The organism is Cedecea lapagei (genome assembly GCF_900635955.1).
In the GTDB taxonomy this organism is placed as follows: domain Bacteria; phylum Pseudomonadota; class Gammaproteobacteria; order Enterobacterales; family Enterobacteriaceae; genus Cedecea; species Cedecea lapagei.
In genome coordinates this window covers 2050265-2070373 of the sequence record NZ_LR134201.1, presented here as the reverse complement: position 1 = coordinate 2070373, position 20109 = coordinate 2050265, and the positions used below count along the sequence as shown (strand labels likewise).

Sequence of the window (20109 nt, the reverse complement as noted above, 5' to 3'; positions counted from 1 at the left end):
ATTAGCCCGTGTTACACGGCATGAGCCTGACCTTGATATCGGCAGGGCGAGCGTAGTAGGGGGCGGAGGTGATAAAGAGCGTAATGCCGCACTCCAGATAGCGTTCCAGCGTGGTGAGCGTTATCCCGCCCGCAAGCGCCAGTTTGCAATCTGGTGCAACCTGTAAAGCCCGATCGGCAATATCCTCTGCCTGCTCGGGGGTAAACTTATCCAGCTGTAAAACATCCGGCTCAGCCGCAAGGGCCGACATCGCTTCATCAGACGTTTCAGCCTCAACAACAATCTTTTTCTCCGGCGCCGCCTGCCTGAGCCTGTTTATCATGGCGAACCAGTCTTGCTCGTCGCGCATAAAGCGGCGATGGTTGGCAAAGAGCAGGATGCTTTCGCCGCAGCCGGAACGATGAATCAGGCCGCCAGCCGCCAGAACGGCCTGGGTAGCCAGAAGCTTTGTGCCGGGTATTGTTTTGCGGGTGCAGGCAATATGACCAGACGGATGACGTGTACGCAGAAGAGCCAGCATAGCGGCCACTTCGTTTGAGACACCGCAGCTCCACTCAATGACGTTTTGTGCGGCTTTCCAGCCCTGATGTAGCGCAGCAGCGTTTCCTCTTGCGGCGAGCAGGCGCTGGCCGGGCTTAACGATTTCGCCGTCGATAACGGAGGCGCAGACGGTAAGCCCAAGGCTTTGAAGCATTTGAGAGGCGGCGGCAAGCCCGCTGACACAGCCGCCATCACGGTGAATAAACTCCATGTTTCCGGGGCAGGCCCCGATACCCAGCGCGCGGGTTGTCAGGTCTCCCTGAGCGATATCCTCAAGCAGCCAGGCATCGGTTTGCGCTTGCGGAATAAAAATCATCCCTCTACTCCCCAGGGCGCCTTGTCCCAGTAGAGCAATGCCCAGTCACGAGAGGGGGAGGCAATCGCGTCGGCATCCTGCCGCTGATACCAGTCGTAAAGGCGCAGGCGTTCATCCTCCGTTAGCGCGCCGTGGGTCCAGGCTACGTTATCGAGGAAGCGCTCGAAGGTGCTGTTATCCAGGCCCTGATTATGCCCACGAATAAACTCCACCCTCGCGTGAATACCCATTTGATAAAGTACATTCAGCGCATAAATATAGGTTGGCAGCTCCACGACTTCCCGGTCCATCACCCGTTGGATCACGGGGGACATAAAGGTTGGATTTACCAGGTGAGTGGTATAAACACGTAGCCTTGCCTGTCGGTTGAGTTTGCTCATGGCCTGATACATGTCGGCAACAAGCGTGGAGCGAGAGGCGACGGCGATGTCGCACACCGGCAAATCATCCCAGGGCTCTTCCCACGCACGTTTTATCCAGGTGGTATTGGCGGCGCCAGCCTCACCGGCGCGGCGGGCGGAGACGTCAAGCATGCCCTGGCTGTAATCTACCCCGTATACGTGGCTCAGCCTGTCAGCCAGGGCCAGCGCCACGGTTCCCGGGCCACAGCCCATATCGAAGAGGGTTTCCGCGCCGCGTAGGTTGATTTTTTGCAGCAGCTGTTGAAGATACCCGCCGGCGGGCGAGATGCAGTTTGCGGCCATTTTTTCTGCCCTGGCATCCCAGTGCCCGGGCGCCTTTTCCGAACGGTGTGCGAGCTGCAGCTGCTGTTTGTAGAGGGCGGCGAAATCAATAGAGTCGATAAGCATCATGCTTCCTTAAGGCAGAGAATATTTGAGGTGGCTGCGTATTTGCCCTGTGGTCAGGCCGTAAAGCGCAGCGAGGCTGTCGGTGCGGAGTTGGGCTGCGGGGGCGTCGTGGGTGAGGCAGCCGTCCGGTTCGATACGTATCACACTGTCGGCAATCGCCCTGGCGTGGAGGGGATGATGGGTCGCCATCAGCAGCGTGGTGCCGACCTCTTTTAGCCGTTTCAAAGTATCCAGCAGCCTGATTTGGTTGCCGAAATCGAGGCTGGAAGCCGGCTCGTCCATCAGCAACAGGCGAGGCTGCTGTACCAGGGCGCGGGCAATCAGCACCTGCTGGCGTTCTCCGCCGCTAAGAGCCGCCCAGTGCCGCAGAGTGAGATGCGCTATGCCCATGGTCTCCAACTGCTGCATTGCCAGCCGGTGTTCATGGGCACCCGGCGTGGAAAAAATACCCATCCGTGGCGTCAGTCCCATCATCACCATTTCAATGACGCTGAAAGTAAACGCCCCTTCATGAGCCTGCGGAACCCAGGCGACCAGTCGGGCTTTATCCCGTGTTGAAAGGCCGGCGAGCGGCACGCCATGGAGGTTTATCTCGCCTGACTGAAGGGGCAGCACGCCGAGAATGCTACGCAGCAGGGTTGTTTTTCCACAGCCGTTGCTGCCCAGCAGGCAGCAAAATGTGCCAGCGTTCAGTGAAAAAGAGACGTTCCTCAGGACCGGCCTGTCCGCATAGCCCAGCGTGGCCTGTTCAACGTTCAGTAGCGTCATTCCTGCCTCCTTAACAGCAGGCTTAAAAAGAAAGGGGCACCGATAAAGGCGGTGAGGATCCCCAGCGGAATTTCCGTGCTGGCCAGGGTTCGGGCGAGCGTATCGGTGATCAACAGCAATGTGGCGCCGAGGCACATTGCAACTGGCAGGAGGCGCTGGTGGTTGCTGCCAATCATCAGGCGACTGATATGGGGAACCACCAGGCCAATCCAGCCGATAATCCCGGCGACGGAAACGGCGCTGGCGGTCATTAGCGTGGCGCAGACGATAAGCACCAGACGCAGCCGCTTTACGTTGATACCGAGTGAGGTGGCTTCATCATCGGAGAGCGTCAGCAGGTTCATCCGCCAGCGCAGCAGGAGGAGAGGCAGCATGGCCGCAACGATGAGCGGGGCGCAAAGCAGCAAGTCAGCGGGGGTGACCGTCGACAGCCCGCCCAACAGCCAGAAGGTAATCGACGGCAGCTGGGTATAAGGGTCGGCAATAATTTTAATCAGCGAAATCCCGGCACCGGCCACCGTACCAAGGGCAATACCTGCCAGCACCAGGGTTAACACCGGATCGTGGCGTGTGCTGGCGCGGGTGATGAACAATACGCCGTATACCACCAGCAGCCCGCCGCAGAAGGCAAAAAGTTGAACAATCTCTATTGGCATTCCACACCAGATGGCAAGGCTTGCGCCCAGTCCGGCGCCAGCGGAAACCCCAAGGATATCCGGTGAGACTAACGGGTTGCGGAAGATGCCCTGATAGGTGGTTCCCGCCGCGGCCAGCGCTGCGCCAATAAGCAAACCGGTCATAATGCGGGGCAGGCGAACTTGCCAAAAGACAATCTGTGCCTGAGGAGAAAGGCTGGTTTCACCAAACGGTAAGATCAATTCCGCTATTTGCAGCAGGCTCAGGTGCCACGCACCCGAAAGGGTGGCAATGCTCATTGACGCCGCGAGGCTCAGGCAAAGTAAGGCCGTGAGAGAAACACGTCTCATAGGTCATCCACGAGCGTTTTATAGCGTTTTTCACTCAGCTCGCGGTGCCAAAAAAGCCTGCTGTAGTGCTGCATATCAGCCTGCAACTGAGTCGCCACGGCCGGATCAAGCCATGCCTGCAGCCGGCGCATGCCGAGCAGGCGGTTGATGCCTGGCGGTGCATCCAGCCAGCCAAAAGGCAGACCGTCGAGCAACAGGATGCGGCGATGGGCGACCGCGGAGACCCCCTGCCATGCCGGATCCTTCAGCAGGCTTGCCAGGGTGGTTTTATCCTGCACCAGGATAATATCCGGCTGCCATAGCAGCAAATTCTCTATCGACACCTGAGTCAGACCGCTGCGGCCCGCAATTCGCGCGACGTTTTCTAATCCCAGAAGCTCTGCCGCTTCGGTGTGTAACGAGCCTTGTAGGCCAGTTTCAAGCCCACGTGGCCCTCTGGCAGCATAAAAACGAAGATGAGCGGCAGCGGTGCGAGAGAAGGCCTGCGCCTCAGAAATAAAATGCTGAGCCAGCTCGGCTTGCTTCTGGGTTCGTTTTTCTACCCCCAGAATTTCACCGACGGCGGTGAATTGCTGCGCCGACTGAGCCAGCTCACCGTTAAGTAAAACCCAGGGGATTTTTGTCTGGCTGGCAATACGTTTTGCCTGAGAGCGCCAGGTTTCATCCGTGCTGCCGCAATCGATAATTAAATCAGGCTGAAGGGATAATAATTTCTCCAGCGACAAAGTCCTGCCGCCGCCGACAAGTCGGCCATATTCAGGCAGCTGACGAATAACTTCCGGAAACAGGCCACTGGCTTCACGGCTAAAGTCGAAAGAGGAGAGGCCAGACAATTTTTCAGGCGCCGCCGCCAACATTAATAGGTCAGCCGGTGCACCTGCGCTCACAACCCGGTGAATGCTCTGCGGGGCGGGGAGCGTGTTGATTACCTGACGGGCGGGCGCGGAGGCAAATAGCGGCGCCGCCCGGCATAGCGCGCCGGTAGCCAGTCCCTGTAAAAGCACTCTTCTTGTTATCGACATTTATTTATTCCGTTAATAGCCTGAGCAAAACTCGCTATATACTTTCATATATAGCGATTGTTTATTTGTTTGAGGTCAAATTATGAACGGTTGAGAGGCTGTTTTTTATTAAACTGTCGGCGAGTGCATTTATTGGGCGGCGAAGAATAGTTAACGCTTTATATTCATTTGGTAAATGAATAACGGGAAACTTATTATTGAATGATATTTCACCGGGAAACCATATTCTCTGGCGAAGCTCGATAGCAAGATTAAAAAAGCGGCCGAAGCCGCTGAGATATTATTGCGCAGGTTTAGCGCCGGACGGCGAATCTCCTGCTTTCTCCGCTACGGGGTGTTCCGTATCGGTGACCGGGCCAGGGGTGGCCGAAGGCAGTTTATCGGGCGCATTGTCACAGGGTTTTTCTTTACCGCAGAGCAGGTCGAGCATTTTCAGCGCGACGCCGTTGGTCCAGCCGAAGCCATCCTGCAGCGGATACTCTCCGCCACTGCCTGCTTCGCTTACGGTGACATTGTATTTCTCAACCAGCTTATGCTCTTTGTTGAAGACATTCTGCACATTGCTCAGGAACCGGAAACTCACCTCCAGCGCGAGATCTTTATGCCCGTAGTTTTGCAGGCCTTCTGTCGCCACCCACTGCAGCGGCGCCCAGCCGTTCGGCGCATCCCATTGCTGGGTGGTTTTCAGGCTGGTTGCGGCAACCCCGCCGGCGTTGAGCAGATGCTGACGCGTAACCCTGACCATTTTATCTGCTCTTTCCTGCGAGGCCAGATGAACATAAAGCGGGAACAGAGCGGCGGCGGTCAGCGGATTTCGAACGGTATTGCTCTTGAGATCGTAATCTGCGTACCAACCCTCTTTAGCGTTCCACAGATTTTGTTCAATGGCTTTTTGGCGCTCGTTGGCGGCCTGTTTATAGTGCTCCGCGGCAGCGCTGTCTTTTGCCAGTTCACTGGCGTGAGCAAGCGTCTTCTCCAGCTGGTACAGCAGCGCATTAAGGTCAACGGGCACAATGCTTGTGGTCCTGACCGTGCCGAGCTGTGCCGGGTTATCCATCCAGCGTGAGCTAAAGTCCCAGCCGGATGCGGCAGCGGCGCGGAGATCCCGATAGATATCGGTTGCCGGACGGGCTGGCGTTTCTTTTGCCGTGGTGACGTCGTCCAGATAGGCCTCGGTGCGCGGCGTATCTTTATCATCCCAGTAGCGGTTGAGCAGGGCGCCGTTTTTAAGCTTCACCACGCGTTCGTGGGCATCGCCGGGCTTAAGGGCGTCGCTACCCTCCATCCACCAGGCATATTCTTGTTTCAACTGCGGCAAATAAGTTGTGTATACGGCATCGCCTTTGTTCTGCGCGAGCAGCTCAACCATCATGGCGAAGAACGGTGGCTGTGAACGCCCCAGATAGTAGCTGCGGTTGCCGTTGGGAATATAACCCCAGGTGTCGATCTCATTTGCGAAATTGTCGACCATGTTCTGCACATCGTCCCAGCGGCCGCTTTCTGCCAGCCCCAGCATGGTGAAATAGCTGTCCCAGTAGTAAAGCTCCTGGAAGCGGCCACCCGGCACAACGTAGGCTTTTGGCAGCGGGAGCAGTGGATCCCACTTGCTGGTGCTGTCGGCGGTGCGAGTCAGCGCCGGCCAAAGATCGTTGATGTGCTCCCGGAGGCTTTGCCCTTCGGTCGGCTCAGGCTTTGCCTCTTCCTTCGGCAGGATAAAGTTCACGTCAACAAAATGACGTAAATCGAACCCGGAGAGCCTGCGCTGCATACGATAATCCGCGAGGATCATCAGCGGGTCGCCTTTGGGCACCGCATCAGCAAAGGTTTTCTGATCGGGGAAAAGCTTTGCCGTTTGCACATCAATAAATAACGGACCAAAAAGCTCATCGGGCGACTGTGGCTGGGGAGGGCGGGCTGTTTCGGTTTCCTGGGCTGCAAGTGCAGCAAGCGGCGTGAGGCCTAATAGGGCACCGGCAACGGCCATCTGGGCCGCAAGACATAATGCAGGGGGCCGGCGCAAAACGGGTTTTATCATCATTCCTTCTCCTTCGACGGGACGCAACAAGCTACGTTGCGATCAACTCCCTGAAAAACTTAGTTGAATTTTCCGAATTTCGTATGTCGTTGACGACAAAAATGCAAAAACCAGACTATTTACCAGCGAAAAAAAAGCCCCGCAGGGCGGGGCGTGACGCATCAGGGCTACCAGCTCAAAATTCGCCCGTCCATTACCGGACGCTGGTAGCGAACGTTGAGCTGATTCGCGGGCTTATTGCCCACGATGTAATTATCAATGTGCCCGTCATCCTGTTTATCTTTTTTCAGCTTCTCGAATTCGGCCTGCGAAATACGGATGCCGAAGGTCGTGGTCTTGCGTTCCCGTCCGGTTTCACTGTCTTTTACCCAGACAGACTGCGGTACGCCCCGGCTGTTTATCGCCTCGGCGATCAGATACCAGCTCCGGCCCCCGGATTCGTCATAGGTGCGCTCTACGCCAGATTTTTCGCCGATACGATCCACGACGATAAACGTCAGCGGTTCAGCAACGTACTCGTACATCTCATCCATGCGATTCACGGCCTCAATCCATTCCGGCGGCGGGATTATTGCGGTATAGCCGCGTTCGGCTAAGCTACGCTCCAGCCCGGCGATAAATTCGCCAACTGTTTTTCGATCGTTACTCGACAGGGGAAGCCCGAGAAGTTTCTTTTTCTTTTCATCAAAGGTTTTTACCCGCTCGGCACGCGTTTTTTGTTGCTCAATAGCGGTGCTGACCTCGGCAACGGCGGTCTCCATCGTCGGGCTATTCTGGAGGATAGCTTGCCTGGCTGCATCGAATTTAGCCTCAACCTCCGAAGATTGTGAGCGGAAGACGGCGAACTGCGGGTCGGCGGTGATCTTCTGAAGCGAGTCCTCGACCTGAAGCAGGCGGGTAACGTCGGCGACAAGAGTATTGGCTTTTTGCAGGAGTTCGGCTTGTTTATCGTTCAGCCTTACCAGTTGCTGTAGCTGCTCCTCGCGCGGCGCGCGGGCATCCGCGAACTTCAGATCCCGAGGCTGCTGGCGTGTAAACTGAGCCAGCATGTCGTTTATCTCATCTTCAACCTTAGCCAGAGGCGCAGTCGCCCAGATCGGCGATGCTTTATTGGCAACATCAAGCGAGCCCTTAATGTCCTTTGAAAGGTTTTCAAGGCTGTGACTTCTGTTCAGCTGAGCCGCAATGCTGTTGTCCAGCGCTGCCCATTGGCTTCGTGCGTCATAAATACGGTAACCCGTATACAACGCCCCGCACAGCAGCAGAACGGCGAGGCCTTTCAGCCATTTAGGGCTGGTTAAATAAAGACTCGAGCCCAGCCGCTGACTGAGGGTTAAGCTGGGTGACTGGTAGCTCAAACGGTGCGTAAACCAGTTTTTAACGCCTTCCTCTATCAGCTCATCATTTACGGGCGTGCCCTGTTGCTGGTAGTAGTCGCGTATGCGCTGGCTGATTTTTTGCCGTAAAAGCGGCAAGTCTAAATGTTCGTCAACGGCAATTTGTCGGGCATGAAGCGCATCGATGATGGCCATCGCCCCAAGCTGATCGCTGAGTTTTACCTTATCCATCAGAAACTGTCCGTTGTGCGGTAGCTGCCGCCGCCGGTTGAAGAGGAAGATTTGAAACTGCCGCCTGCGCGGCTGCCAGAAGAAGAGCTGGATGACCATATTGTGCCGGAGGTAGCACGCCTGCTGCTATAGCTGCTAGCCGTAGCCGGTCTGGGGCGCTTACGGGCGGCCTGGGAGATTCTATTCATAATATCTCTCAGGCTTTGTTCGCCGTTCATATAGCGCTTGATCTGTTTGTCTTCGCTATCAAGCAGGCCCCATTTAAACTCCAGGTCTGGATTGTTAAAGCCATGCTGATGGAAGGCGCTCTCCAGCGACTCGGCGCGGTTTAGATCGTTGCGTGCGGTCTCAAGGTCGGTTTGAGCGGCGGAAATACGGCCGCCGATGCTGGTTTCCTGAGGGATAAGCGCCCGTATCCTTTCGAGCATAATATCATCTTCAGGAGAGGCGGTACGCGCCACCAGCTCGCTGAGTTTTTCCTGCGGTAGCCGGGACATTTGTTCCGACAGGCGTCGCATAATACGTTGAAAATGCTCGCCTTCTCCGCTGGCATACTCCTGAATTTTAAGCTGTAGCTGGCTGACCTTTTGCCGGCTCACGCTCAAATTGGCCTCCAGCGCCTCAAGCCGCTGATACAGCCCGGGCAGGCCGACGCTCTTTTCAACGCGGCTGACAAAGCCAGTGAAGCGTTCATTACGCGCCGTGGCAAGCTCTGTGAGCGTTTGCAGTTTGGTTTCGGAGGCTTTTTGTAGCGCAAAGAGCATTCGATAATTGGCAAAATTCTCGTTGAAGCGACACAGCCCGGCTACCCAGCTATCCAGATTACGTCTCAGGCGCCAGGCTCGATATTTTTCGGTTGCGTATCCTTTGTTCAGCAGGTAAGTGAACAATTTTTGTTGGCCGTAAACGGCCGTTTTCTCCGCAACTTCAACCTCAAGCTCTCGGTGCAGCGCCGTTTGTTTCTCAAGTTCAGCCGCGAAGTTTTCCTTATCCACCCGTGCCTGTTCAGCCTGCGGATCTGCGGCAAGCCGCGCGTCTCGCTCGGCTTCATGCTGGTCTATCTGCTCATCCAGCGTGGCTAACGCACTTTGATATTGCTGAAAATGCTGTTCTTCAGCCGCCAGCTGCTGGCGGGTCAGGGCAATTTGGTTGTTTAGCTGCTGCAGCAGGATCTGGATGTTTTGCTCATCGACGTCAACGGATGAAGATTCCTGCAAAAGCAGCGTGGCCATTTTTTGATAGAGAGACGCGATTTGCTGCTGCAATGAGAGCTGCTGGCCACGTAACTCGGCCACAGAGGCTTCCACAGATGAGAGCTGCAGACGCTGGGTCGCGCTATTTTGCGCCAGCGTCCGCGCCAGTTTATAAGCTTCCATTAGCTCCGGTTCTCCTTAAAGCTGTCCGGCATGCCGGAGTGAAAACGCCGGGCATCAGCGCGTTAATTCTGCTTTATTAACGATACTGGCGAAGCGGCGCTTGCCGTCTTCCACAACCGCCGCAAGTTCTTCAGCATTTTTGGTCGCTTCATCGCGCAGCTCTTCGATCATTTTGTAGCTGGACGCCTGGAAATTGACGATAGCGGTCACCAGCGAACGGACCGATTCGGCTTTGATTGTTGAACCGTAGCCCGCCCGCAGGCCTGCTTCCAGCTGTTTTGTCCCGTTCGAGGCGAGGGTGTTAAGGCCATCGTTAATGCCGCTCTTCATGGCCTCCAGCGTTTTGGTGCTCTCTTCGAGGCCCTGAAGTGAGGTCATTGAGGCTGACAGCGCGGTAAAGACGATTTCGTTGGTTGCAAAGAAGGTGACGCCCTGGCGGTAAACTCGCTCTTTGATCGCATTAGTTTGCTGGAGCCGGGCGAACACTGCCTCAGCGGCGTTATAGGCGATAAGCAGATTGTCGGAGAGATCTTTGACGATTTGATAGCGCTCGTCCTCCTTTTGGATGGCGCGCAGCGCTTCATCCCTGACCAGCTCACGACGTGAACGCTCTGCGCCATCAAGATCCTCGGTGCTGTCAGCGGCTGCCTGGGCGCTCTGTAGCGTCTGGCGGCACTGGTCTACACGCTGCTCTGCCACCGTCATGAGCGCCATCGCGTCCACATGGGCCTCTTTCAGCCCGAAACGAAAGTCCTGATAGGCGTCGAGAATAACTTTTTCGCGGGAGATCTGCTCATCAGAGGCTTTGGCGACTTCCAGCCAGGTCTTTTTAATGGCGTTAAAACGATCGGGTATGGAGCCACGACGCAGGGTCATCCAGCCGGATTTAATGCGCTCCATCAGGTCCAGCTTTCCGTCGTCCAGCCAGCCGACCATCTGCGTGGCATCCTGGCGGATAGAGTCGAAAGCGGCGACGATTTTTGTCTGGCGATTGGCGACATCCATGCTTGAAATATTGTCGCGCACGACGGCGTTGAAAGCGCTTTGCTGCTGCAGCGTTCTGCCGATAGTGGTCACCCGGTCAGAATCCAGGTCCACGATGGCATCCAGCAACACCAGCACCGGCGTTTCCGCCTCTGGGGCGGGCATGATGCCCAGTTTCTGTAACTTCTGTATGGCTCGGGCGGTATAGGTGGCTACGGCAGAGGTCATCATCATTTCCTTTATTGATGTCTAACTGTTTCAGCCAGCACTATACCTTGATGATATTCCTCTGTAATCATCCCTGCGGATTGATCAGCCACGTGCCCGGGTTCGTCACTACAATAGTTTGTTTCCGCGATTGCCCGCCGCTGCCGCTAAGCGTTAGCAGATATTTACCGGCGGACAGCTGGAGGGATGCGAAGCCGTTGGCGGCCGGCGTGACCTTCTGCGCTTTGCCGTTGACCGTCAGCTGTTCGCCTTCGTTCATGCGGACGTAGACGCGAGCCAGTGCGCCCTCGGAGGCGAGCGGCGCGGCTGCTTCAGCTGACGGAGGGGTATTTTGGCTGGCGGTTACCGGCTCGGCAGCAGGAGGCGGTGCGGAAACAGAAGAGCTGCTGCGACCAAACAGCAGGGCACCTACGATCAGACCGGCAACGGCCCCGACGCTGATTTGCAGCGCTGGCTGATAGCGTTTCCAGAGCGGCAGCGCCGTCCTCTCCTCTGGCTCTTCTACCGGCACCAGCGCGGTACCGGTTTTCTTGCTGCTGACCAGCTCCCTGACGTCGCCGACGGGGATCTCAAGCAGGGCCGCGAAGTCATCAACAGACTGGGGGCGATCTTCCGGCTTCAGCGACAGCGCTTTATCGACCGCCTGCAGCAGATTCAGGGAATAGCCCTCCGGCTGGCTCTCCGCAAGCTTAATGCAGCTGTCCTGAATGCTGCGCGCTACGCTGGCAGGAGGCGCATTACCGGTGATGAGCGTATACAGCACGGCGCCGACGGCGTAAATGTCGGTCCACGGACCAAGCTGGCTTGCCAGGTCACTGGTGTACTGCTCAAGCGGTGCAAATCCAGGGTGGAGCAAAGTGTTGCCATCATCCAGCGAGGCCTGCCCGCCGCGCGGCGCTCCGGTATTGAGCAGGATAGGCAGACCGTTGTCCTGAATCAGGATGCTCTTCAGCGACAGGTTTCGGTGGAGATGTTCAGCCGCGTGCAGCGTGGCCAGCGCGCCGCACAGCATCGGCAACATGCGGCGGATCCACGCTTCATCAATCAGCGACGGCTGCTGTTTTTGCAGCTCATCAAGGGTGATGCCGCTGTAGAACAGCGTGACCACATAAGCCGTGTTGTTATCGCTCCAGATGCGCAAAACCTGGGGCAAATTAGGATGATTAAAATGGGCCAGTTGACGCGCTTCCTGCATAAATCCGTTCAGGCCGGTGGTGTACACCAGATGATCGCGTTCGCTGTGCAGCACCAGCTCCATCACCTCGTCGCGCATAACGTAGGCTTTAGGCATATATTCGCGGATCGCCACTACTCTTTCGAGCTGATGATCCCAGGCGCGATAAAGAATGCTGGTCATGCTGGCGTCGATGGCTTCCTGAATTTCGAATTCATCGAAGCGGTAGCCCGGCGGCAGAGCGTTAGGTATTCTGGGGATAAAATCGTTATCTATCATGATGTTCTCTGCGCGAAATCGTGCAACGTGCGACATATTATTTTTGGGCGCGCCATGCACCGGCGGCCGGGTCCCGCAGCTGTGGATGCAGCGACTCTACCAGCAGCAGCGTAACGGCCGTATCGGGTGCCAGCCAGCCGGACCAGACTTTACGCACCTCGTTCAGTCGGGTCTGCAGCCGCTGCTCGTCAAGCGCCATGTCACGAGGCACTTCAACGGCGACCGTGCCGCTGGCCTTCCAGCCATTGATTTCCGGGTGGTAGGGCAAGATTAACCAGCTTTGCGGCGCCTGTTCGCTGCTGACCACCATACGCTCATTGTTAACGCTGGTGATCAGCAGGTTATCTGCATCTGCTGCCGTGTTCAGGCCGCTGACCGGAAAGCCGTGCACGAAGGTCATTACGATGCGTTTCTCACCGCTGGTGCCGCGCTGGATGACCTCGCTGCTGCCGTTTAGCCAGCCGCCTTTTTCACACTTGCCATTCTCTTTGCCGGGGATAAACAGCGCGCTGCTGTTAGCATCGCCCTGCCAGAACGTGCGCAGATGGCAGCCGTCCTGCAGGGTAAACTCTAGCCACGGCGTACGGTCGAGCGGCGTTGAAAGATCTTCCGGGCGCTCATTGCTGGTCGCTACAGAAGAGAGGGGGGATTCAATCGTGAGGTCCCAGTCTTTAGCTTTTGAGGCTGAACCGCGTGCCAGGGAAGCCCCCTGGGGATCCTCCAGCAGCCAGTTCACGTGTTCAATTTCGCTGCACTGGTTTTCCAGAAGTGCGCCAAGGCGGGGCATAAACGTCTTGAGGATCAGGGGATTCTTATCACCGTTGGCGACGATACGCACCGGCAGTTCACTTCCACACCAGCTTTGCGGGGCATTGCTTTTAATATTGTCTATCCACACGTCCAGCTTCTGAGAAGGGGACTGAACGATGCGGTAGTTCCCTGCCCAGACGGTACTGGATGCCAGCAGCAATGCCATACCCGAAAGCCAGAGTTTCATAAAAATCCTTGTTAGCCTGTGTAAATTGGGGGCAGCATCAATGCCTGCGCGTATTGCCCGGTCGTCGATGATAAAGCCCCAAAGGGGAAGTTTAGTTAATTATCCATGTTCCGTTATCGGCGTTCTGGCAGGCTTTGCTTTTATCATCCACCGCAACGCAGGTAGATTTCTTAGCCGCACGACGAGGACGAGGACGATCTTTTTTCAACGCCTGGCTGTAGAGCTCACTCTTCACCAGCGCTCTGAGCGGTACATAGCCCACAAGCTCTTGTTTATCCTGTTCGGCGATGGCAAACCAGTGGTTTTCCACCTCGCCCAGCACCGTATAGCTTTGGCCATTTTCGAGCTGGGCAATCACTTTGCCGCCAAAGTCCGGCTTACTCATGATGGAGCCGGGATAAAGTGCGCGATACTCGGCGTTCACTGGCGTGAATTCTTTCGGAACTTCAACGATATAACGGTGAGTCAGGGAGACGCCGTTCACCGTGCTGGTCACCATGGTGTCGTCGGTCATCTTCGGCGGTGGCGCTTTACAGCCGACAACCGTGGTGACAACAAGAAGGACTAACAGGCTTCGCAATTTCATTGAGACGTTCCCTGAGAAAAAGGTTAAAACCCAACCGTCGCGGAACAAGGTGCGCCGCACAGAAAATGGTCCACGACGTGAGATACGCCCACGCAAAAGGGTGCGGCGGCTAAGTGGTATCGCCGCAACAAGTAATTTGCGTGGTTTCAGCATAGTAGCGTGATTTTACATTCCCCGGTTAACAATTCAATGGCGTTATAACGTGGGGATCTCCTGTTACGCACGCGGAGGTTTCATGGCGGGCTTGCGCGGCAGAAAAATTGCCCGATTCAAAAGTAATCGGAATAACAGTTAAGGGTGATAACAAACCTGAAAATGTCACTAATATTCTGAATTTACTTGATAAATGGATAGTTTCAGCGAAGTCTTATTTTTATTCTGTGGTCAATGTGGAGGGCGGCTTCAGGTTTCCCTGAGGTTAATCTTAAAACAAATAAAAATTTGGGCAACCCGTCTATGGGCTGCCTGCTGATCAACCTGAAATCAGGCTCTGCCGGAATCTGAAAAGAGACGTAGGGCTCGCTCCCCTGGCTCATCCACCGGCAGGTAAACCAGCAGTCTCGACCCGTCCCGTGGCGCGGAGTACCAGTTCACCTGCTGCATGCTGAAGGTGCCGATTTGCGGATGCGTATACTGTTTTATATGGTTCTCTATATTGCGGATTTCGTAGCGCTGCTCCCAGAGCGTTTTAAAGGCGGAAGAGGCGGTAAAAAACGATTCCAGCAAAGCTTCCCAGCGGGGGTCGCCGCGATGCTCGGTGATCCCCGCGCGGAACCAGCCAACAAACTTGGGTAATAGATCTTCGTTACAGTCTACCCGACTGCGCCAGGTTTCGTTCGTCAGATACTGATAGATACAGTTGCGATGCTCCGGCGCCACGTTGTCGAGATCGACGCCCATCAGCTGACAAAAATGGGCGTTGTAGCCGAGGATATCAAAGTTTGGCTTCTGAATGCTGGCAGGATTCGGCATTAGCGCCTCCAGCATGCGGCGCGAGGCCGGGCTTAGCCCTTCGCACTGGGCAGCGGCCGGCGCTTCAGAAGGGGGAAGGCCTGCCAGAATAAACAGATGGCGGGTTTCTGCCGGAGAGCACTGCAGCGCAGTGGCAATGGCCGTCATCACGCTGGACGAGGGGTTAACCTCTCGTCCCTGCTCAAGCCAGGTATACCAGGTTACGCCGATATCGGCGAGGAGCGCGACCTCTTCGCGGCGCAGGCCTGGGGTGCGTCGACGACCGCTGCGTGGCAGACCCAGGCGCTGCGGATCGAGGCTTTCACGCCGGGTACGCAAAAACAACGCCAGCAGCTTACGGCTGTCATCCAGCGCGCCGGCTCGCCGTTCAGGCTGAGTGATGAGCATCTTTACGACTCCAGAATAGTAGTGCGGGTACCAGTATAAGCAAGAACTGGTACCCGGTTGAACGATGGAGGATCCTACGTCGGTATCCTGAACTATGCAATGGAGTCCCTGATGAATAATTCGCCTGTTTCGCCCGGCCGTGCTGGCCTGGTGCTGCTGTTGACGGGCCAGATGCTGCCGTTAATCGACACCTCTATCACCAACGTCGCGCTCGACTCAATCACCCAGTCTCTGGGCACCACGCCAACCCAACTGGAGCTTATCGTTGCGCTCTACGGCGTTGCCTTTGCCGTTAGTCTGGCGGTGGGCAGTAAACTGGGGGATAACCACGGCCGCCGCAGGACTCTGCTTTGGGGCGTCGCGCTTTTCGGCATCGCTTCCTTCCTGTGTGGGATTTCCGGTTCGGTCACCGGGCTGCTGGCCGCCCGTACTCTGCAAGGCGTTGGTGCGGCGCTGATTGTGCCTCAGATCCTTGCCACGCTCCACGTGACGCTAAAGGGCACCGCGCATGCTCGCGCCATCAGCCTGTACGGCGGCATTGGCGGTATTGCTTTTATTATCGGTCAAATGGGCGGTGGCTGGCTGGTATCGGCGGACATCGCAGGCCTGGGCTGGCGTAACGCGTTTTTTATCAACGTGCCTATTTGCCTGTTAGTGCTGGTATTGAGCCGCTTTTATATTCCAGAAACGCGCAGCGAAAGCCATTCGCGCATCGACTGGCAAGGGACCGTCACGCTTGCCCTGATGCTTTGCTGCCTGCTGTTCCCGATGGCGCTGGGGCCTGAATTACACTGGCCGTGGCCGATGCAGCTTATGCTGGTGGCTACGCTGCCGCTTGGCTACCTGATGCGCATGAGCGCGCTTGGTCAGCAGCAGCGTGGATTGCAGCCGTTGCTGCCGCCGCGGCTGCTGAAGCTGGGCAGCATACGGTTTGGCCTGCTGATTGCGCTGCTGTTCTTTACCTGCTGGTCGGGCTTTATGTTCTGTATGGCGCTGACGCTGCAGTCGGGGATGGGCATGGCGCCGTGGCAATCCGGGAATAGCTTTATCGCTATGGGCATCTCTTATTTTGTTTCAGCCTGGTTTGCACCGAGGCTGATCGTTCGTCACTCGCTGAGTACGATTCTGCTGAGTGGGATCGCTATCCAGGTTGTGGGGCTGCTGGGGCTGATGCTTACGCTTTCCCATTATGGAACCCACGCAGGCCCGCTGGCTATTGCCCCCGCGACGCTGGTGACCGGCTACGGGCAGGCGCTGATTGTTAACAGCTTCTATCGCATCGGGATGCGTGATATCGATCTGAATGATGCCGGTGCGGCCAGCGCCATACTGAGTACCCTGCAACAGTCGGCGCTGGGGCTGGGTCCTGCGGTGCTCGGAGCGTTGTTTCTGCATCTGCAGCGCCAAAGCGGGGATTACTCAGTGGCGATGATTGGCTTCCTGGCCGCTGAGATCGTGATGATGCTGGCGCTGGCGGTTGCCGCCGTCACCCGCCGTCAGCTTTTGTCCGGCGTGAAGGCCAGAGAGGCGAGCTAAGCGAGCGTATCTGCTGTCAATTGAGCGTCTTTATGCTGCTGGTTGAGTAAATAGCACAATCCGTTAATGGCGTATTTATACGAGATTGGCGGCAACGGTGGTGAGAAAAAATCCTTGCTCTGGCATGGATTTTTTTGATCAATAACACCTCGATAAATAAGCGAAATACCGTTAATAATCTCGGAAATACAGGATGTACTTTATCGCGGTGTTATTTTCGGATGAGTTGATTTTATTTGGTTTTTTTAATTAAAAAAATCATTGGCATTAATTGTATGGATTAATGAAGATGTGAATGAGATTTTAAAATATCGTGAAAGTGGGTTAACATAGAAGAACTTCATTCACCTGCGATGCAATATAATTATTATGCCTGCAATGAAAAAGACAATTATTTCCCTGACAACACTGGCGTTATTCGTAAGCTCTGCCAGCTACGCTAACGCGGATTCCACGCAAAAAACCGACTTCCTGCTGATCGGCGGCGGCATCATGAGCGCCTCCCTCGGGACGTGGCTCCAGGAGCTGCAGCCGGACTGGAAACAGGTCATGGTTGAGAAACTTGACGGCGTGGCGCTTGAGTCCTCGAACGGCTGGAATAACGCCGGTACCGGGCATTCGGCAAATATGGAACTTAACTATACGCCGGAACGTCCGGACGGTTCTATTGATGTCAGCAAGGCGCTGGAAATTAACGAGCAGTTCATGATTTCCCGTCAGTTCTGGTCTGCGCAAATTCAGCGCGGTATTTTGAATGACCCGCACTCGTTTATTAATTCCACGCCGCACATGAGTTTTGTCTGGGGCGATAAAAACGTTGAGTATCTGACCAAGCGTTATGATGCGCTGCAGAAAACAACCCTGTTCCAGGGCATGAAATTCTCCACCAACCATGAGCAGATTAAGCAGTGGGCTCCGCTGGTGATGGAAGGGCGCGACCCGAACCAGAAAGTCGCGGCCACCTGGACGCCGGTCGGAACCGACGTTAACTACGGTGAAATTACCCGTCAGCTGATCGGTAGCCTGAAAAAAAGCCCGAATTTCTCGCTGCAAACCTCTTCTGAAGTCACTGATTTCAAGCGTAACGGCGATAACTCCTGGCATGTGACCATCAAAGACGTCACCAGCGGCAAAGAGCACGCCATCGACGCGAAATATGTCTTCATCGGTGCCGGCGGCGGCGCGCTGAAGCTGCTGCAGGAAACCGGTATTCCGGAGTCGAAAAACTATGCCGGTTTCCCGGTAGGTGGTTCATTCCTGATGACCGAAAACCCGGCGGTGACCAGCCAGCATCTTGAAAAAGTATACGGTCAGGCGTCCGTAGGCGCACCGCCAATGTCCGTGCCGCACATTGATGCTCGCTTTATTGACGGCAAGCGCGTGGTGCTGTTCGGGCCGTTCGCAACCTTCTCCACCAAGTTCCTGAAAAACGGCTCCTTCTTCGATCTGCTGAGCACGACGACCACCAGCAACTTTATGCCGATGACCGACGTAGGCCTGGATAACTTCGATCTGGTTAAATACCTGATTAGCCAGGTGATGCTGAGCGATGAAGACCGCTTTGAAGCGCTGAAAGAGTACTATCCGCAGGCGCGTAAAGAGGACTGGAAACTGATTCAGGCCGGCCAGCGTGTTCAGATCATCAAGAAAGATGAGAACAAAGGCGGCGTGCTGAAGCTGGGTACCGAAGTGGTTGTTGACCAGCAGAAAACCATCTCTGCGCTGCTTGGGGCTTCTCCGGGTGCCTCTACCGCCGCGCCAATCACGCTGAACGTGCTTAAGCAGATGTTCCCGCAGCAGTTCAATTCGCCTGAATGGCAGAGCAAGATCCGTGCGGTTGTGCCTAGCTATGGCCAGGAGATGAACGGCAATGTGGCGCTGACTCAGAAAGTTTGGGATGACACTGCGGCCACGCTGCAACTGACCAAACCGCCTGTTATTCAGATGAATGACCAGACTACAACGCCGCAGGCAAAACCAGCCGAGCCGAAGGCCGAGGCCTCTCCTCAGCACGATATGGCGCTGTAAGTTTTACGCCTAAACGAGTTAATCAGCCCCTGCTTACGCAGGGGTTTTTTTTGCTTTTGATAGAGTCCCTTCTTCTCTAATGGGGGATATTCCCCCGCTAACTGATATCTCTTATTAAAACATCTGCCCTACAGTCTCCGTGTTGACAGGCGATAACGCCACTTTAAGGAAAACACGATGAGCAAACTGAATACGGGAATTTGCCTGCTTACCCTCTGCCTTGGCGCCGCTCTGCAGGCGCACGCCGCCTCTGCCGCTGCGGACTGCAAGGCGCTCCAGCTCGCAACTTGTCCCGCTCCCGCTGACACCAAACTGCCAGACGTAAAAGAGATGCTGACATGGAACCAGCAGCAGCGCGTGGTGGGCTTTCGTAATGACTATCGCTCTTACGAGGGGGATGTGTTTAAAGCAGGGCAGCCAATACCTGTTCCACGTGAGGCAAAGGATCTATCAGATGTAAGCTACCAGTATGGCGGGCATGATTTTAAGCTGGGCGAGTATCTGAAACGAAACAGCGTGACCGGCATGATGGTAATTAAGGACGGTAAAATAGTCTGGGATTACTACGGCGAAGGCAATACGCCTACGACGCTCTGGACATCACGATCCGTGGGGAAATCCGTGGTGTCTACGCTGGTGGGCGTGGCGCTGAAAGAGGGGAAAATCACCTCGCTGGATGACGAGATCGTCAAGTATAACCCCGACGTGAAAGGCACCGCCTGGCAACATGTCACGATACGCCAGCTATTGCAGCATACTTCCGGCGTGAACTGGGGAGAAGATTACACCGATCCAAAGTCTGACTTTGCCCTGTTAACCCAGTGTGAAGCCAATAGCGGTACCTACGACTGCGTAAACAAGCTGGTGAAAGATCCACAGCGTAAAGATTACGCCAAGCCCGGTGAGGTCTGGTCTTACTCCTCCGGTGGTGCCTGGCTGCTCGGCGATACTCTGGAAAAGGCGACGGGGAAATCTCTGGCGCAAAACCTGCAGGAAACTATCTGGCAGCCCTACGGCATGACGCACGATGGCGTGTGGCACAGCTACCAGAAGGGGAAACATGATGTCGGCGCCCACGGCTTCAACGCTACGCTTGAAGACTGGGGGAAATTTGGCCTGTTCATTATGAATAACGGCGTTCTGCCGGACGGCAAGAAGATGCTGCCCGATGGCTGGGTCCAGCAGGCCCGCGACTGGAATAAAGCGCAGAAATCTGTCACCGACGCGCACCCGGATGGCAGCTACGGTTTTGAGTGGTGGAACAACAGCGTACCGGCTAACGCGGGCGACGTAGGGCCGAAGCACGGTCTGGAAAGTAAGGACTCAATGTGGGCGCTGGGGATCTTTGGACAGATGATCATGGTGAACCAGAAAGAGAAGCTGGTGATCGTTCAGTGGTCTACCTGGCCGAAGGCGGAACCCTCTTTCAGCGCGCAGCCGCTGGAGGCATCGCTGATGTTTAACGCCATAGCGAATTCGCTTAAGTAACCAGAAAGCCAGCCGGGAGGCTGGCTTTTA

The 20109-nt window shown here is 55.7% G+C and carries 16 protein-coding genes; 3 read left to right on the top strand and 13 right to left on the bottom strand.

Going from position 1 to position 20109, the window contains the following annotated elements; translation table 11 throughout:
• Position 1: 1 nt before the first annotated feature.
• The 13 genes from modD to EL098_RS09970 all read right to left on the bottom strand — a co-directional run bounded on the left by modD (position 2) and on the right by EL098_RS09970 (position 15027).
• Positions 2-856 carry a ModD protein gene (modD, locus tag EL098_RS10030; protein WP_126356087.1) on the bottom strand — a complete coding sequence of 285 codons (855 nt, stop codon included), beginning with the start codon at positions 854-856 and terminating at the stop codon, positions 2-4.
• Positions 853-1665, bottom strand: coding sequence for a class I SAM-dependent methyltransferase (locus tag EL098_RS10025; RefSeq protein ID WP_126358408.1), 813 nt, complete (start codon positions 1663-1665; stop codon positions 853-855). Before EL098_RS10025 ends, modD begins: the two co-directional genes overlap by 4 nt.
• A 9-nt stretch (positions 1666-1674) precedes the next feature.
• Positions 1675-2433 (bottom strand): ABC transporter ATP-binding protein, encoded by a 759-nt coding sequence (locus tag EL098_RS10020; protein WP_126356086.1) that lies wholly within the window; start codon positions 2431-2433, stop codon positions 1675-1677.
• Positions 2430-3419, bottom strand: coding sequence for a FecCD family ABC transporter permease (locus EL098_RS10015; RefSeq protein WP_126356085.1), 990 nt, complete (start codon positions 3417-3419; stop codon positions 2430-2432). The genes EL098_RS10020 and EL098_RS10015 overlap by 4 nt, the downstream gene beginning before the upstream one ends.
• Positions 3416-4441, bottom strand: coding sequence for an iron ABC transporter substrate-binding protein (locus EL098_RS10010; protein ID WP_126356084.1), 1026 nt, complete (start codon positions 4439-4441; stop codon positions 3416-3418). Before EL098_RS10010 ends, EL098_RS10015 begins: the two co-directional genes overlap by 4 nt.
• Positions 4442-4721: 280 nt before the next feature.
• Positions 4722-6476: an alpha,alpha-trehalase TreA gene (treA, locus tag EL098_RS10005; protein ID WP_126358407.1), complete on the bottom strand. Its 1755-nt coding sequence runs from the start codon at positions 6474-6476 to the stop codon at positions 4722-4724.
• Between the two features lie 167 nt (positions 6477-6643).
• Complete coding sequence (locus EL098_RS10000) at positions 6644-8044, bottom strand: DUF6384 family protein (protein ID WP_126356083.1); 1401 nt, start codon at positions 8042-8044, stop codon at positions 6644-6646.
• On the bottom strand, positions 8044-9420 hold the full coding sequence (locus tag EL098_RS09995; RefSeq protein WP_126356082.1) for a hypothetical protein: 1377 nt from the start codon (positions 9418-9420) through the stop codon (positions 8044-8046). The genes EL098_RS10000 and EL098_RS09995 overlap by 1 nt, the downstream gene beginning before the upstream one ends.
• 54 nt (positions 9421-9474) lie before the next feature.
• On the bottom strand, positions 9475-10638 hold the full coding sequence (locus tag EL098_RS09990) for a merozoite surface protein 3b (protein ID WP_232012389.1): 1164 nt from the start codon (positions 10636-10638) through the stop codon (positions 9475-9477).
• A 61-nt stretch (positions 10639-10699) separates the two neighbouring features.
• Positions 10700-12085, bottom strand: coding sequence for a serine/threonine protein kinase (locus tag EL098_RS09985; RefSeq protein ID WP_126356081.1), 1386 nt, complete (start codon positions 12083-12085; stop codon positions 10700-10702).
• Between the two features lie 37 nt (positions 12086-12122).
• Positions 12123-13082: a hypothetical protein gene (locus tag EL098_RS09980; protein ID WP_126356080.1), complete on the bottom strand. Its 960-nt coding sequence runs from the start codon at positions 13080-13082 to the stop codon at positions 12123-12125.
• A gap of 91 nt (positions 13083-13173) precedes the next feature.
• Positions 13174-13668: an SH3 domain-containing protein gene (locus tag EL098_RS09975; protein WP_126356079.1), complete on the bottom strand. Its 495-nt coding sequence runs from the start codon at positions 13666-13668 to the stop codon at positions 13174-13176.
• Between the two features lie 483 nt (positions 13669-14151).
• Positions 14152-15027 (bottom strand): helix-turn-helix transcriptional regulator, encoded by an 876-nt coding sequence (locus EL098_RS09970; RefSeq protein ID WP_126356078.1) that lies wholly within the window; start codon positions 15025-15027, stop codon positions 14152-14154.
• Between the two features lie 111 nt (positions 15028-15138).
• On the opposite strand from EL098_RS09970, the gene EL098_RS09965 reads away from it, so the two are divergent.
• From EL098_RS09965 to EL098_RS09955, 3 genes are all read left to right on the top strand, one after another.
• Positions 15139-16563, top strand: coding sequence for an MFS transporter (locus EL098_RS09965; protein ID WP_126356077.1), 1425 nt, complete (start codon positions 15139-15141; stop codon positions 16561-16563).
• A 369-nt stretch (positions 16564-16932) separates the two neighbouring features.
• A complete protein-coding gene (gene mqo, locus EL098_RS09960) occupies positions 16933-18591 on the top strand; it encodes a malate dehydrogenase (quinone) (RefSeq protein ID WP_126356076.1) in 1659 nt (552 codons plus the stop codon).
• Positions 18592-18768: 177 nt separating this feature from the next.
• Positions 18769-20079: a serine hydrolase domain-containing protein gene (locus EL098_RS09955; RefSeq protein WP_126356075.1), complete on the top strand. Its 1311-nt coding sequence runs from the start codon at positions 18769-18771 to the stop codon at positions 20077-20079.
• Positions 20080-20109: the final 30 nt, after the last annotated feature.